Source organism: Parasphingomonas zepuensis, assembly GCF_036663735.1.
Lineage (GTDB): Bacteria > Pseudomonadota > Alphaproteobacteria > Sphingomonadales > Sphingomonadaceae > Sphingomonas.
Window position 1 is genome coordinate 1 of the sequence record NZ_JAXOJO010000049.1, and the last position, 1231, is coordinate 1231.

Genomic DNA, 1231 nt, shown 5'->3' on the forward strand with positions numbered 1-1231 from the left:
CAATCAGGAAACGTCGTTCTTTCGCGATGCGGGCGTGCTGGAAATGTTGGTGGAAGCGGCACAGGCATTGCAAGCCAAATCGCCGGGCCGCCGGCTTCGCATCTGGTCGGCGGGGTGCTCGAATGGGCAGGAGCCATATTCGCTCGCGATGTTGTTCGAGGAAGCCGGGGCGGCACGCGGGATTCCCATGCCCGAAATCGTTGCCACCGATGTCTCAGCTGCCGCAGTAGCGCGCGCGCGTGCCGGGCGCTTTTCGCAGTTCGAAATCCAGCGCGGGCTGCCGGTGCGTCGCATGATCGACTGGTTCGACACGGCCGACGGCGAGTGGATCGTGCGACCGGAATTGGCAATGCACGTCCAGTTTCGTCGTCACAATCTGGCAAAAGATCCACCGCCTGCGGGAAAGTTCGATCTGGTGCTGTGCCGAAACGTCCTGCTGTATTTCGGGGCTGATCTGCGTACGCAGGTTTTCCGCACGTTGCGGTCGGGGATCCGCGACGGCGGGCTGTTGGTGCTGGGCGCGGGGGAGACAGTGATCGGCCAGACCGACGCCTTTCGCCCCAGTGAGCGGTTTCGCGGACTTTATCAGGCTGAAAGCGTCGATAGGAAGCAGTTGAGCGTCCCGACGCGCTGAGCGGTGCTTGCGTTTCGGCGCGCGCCGACGCATCGGTATGTCCGATGATGCAGGATCGGGCCGAACTCAACTGGATCGACGCGCCGTCGCCCAATTTCGACGAGCGCAAGCTACCTGTCAGCATGATCGTGCTCCACTATACAGGCATGAAGACCGCTGAAGAGGCAATCGAGCGGCTGCGCGATCCCGAGTTCAAGGTTTCATGTCACTGGCTGGTTGCCGAGGATGGGCAAGTCGTCCGGATGGTCGATGAAGGCAAGCGCGCCTGGCATGCCGGTCGCTCGCACTGGCGCGGCGTGACTGACATCAATTCTGCGTCCGTGGGGATCGAAATCGTCAATCCGGGCCACGAATTCGGTTATCGCCCGTTTCCCGATGAACAGATGGATTCGGTGATCCGCCTGACCGCTGACATCATGGACCGCCACACGGTCACCCGTGGTAATGTCGTCGGCCATTCCGACATCGCGCCCGCCCGCAAACAGGATCCCGGCGAGCTGTTTCCGTGGAGCAAGCTCGCGCGGCTGCGACTGGCGCTGCCGCGTCCGACCAAAAACCTGATGGACCCGGGCTGGACCGATGGCGGCTTTCTGCTGG

General features: G+C 62.6%; 2 protein-coding genes. Both read left to right on the forward strand.

All coding sequences use genetic code 11. The features are described 5' to 3' along the window. Nucleotides 1–634, forward strand: a 634-nt coding sequence (locus tag U1769_RS25115) for a CheR family methyltransferase (protein WP_332720886.1), incomplete at its 5' end; no start/stop codon positions are given. A 44-nt stretch (nt 635–678) separates the two neighbouring features. Beyond that, the coding region (locus U1769_RS25120) for an N-acetylmuramoyl-L-alanine amidase (protein WP_332720887.1) at nt 679–1231 on the forward strand (553 nt) is incomplete at its 3' end.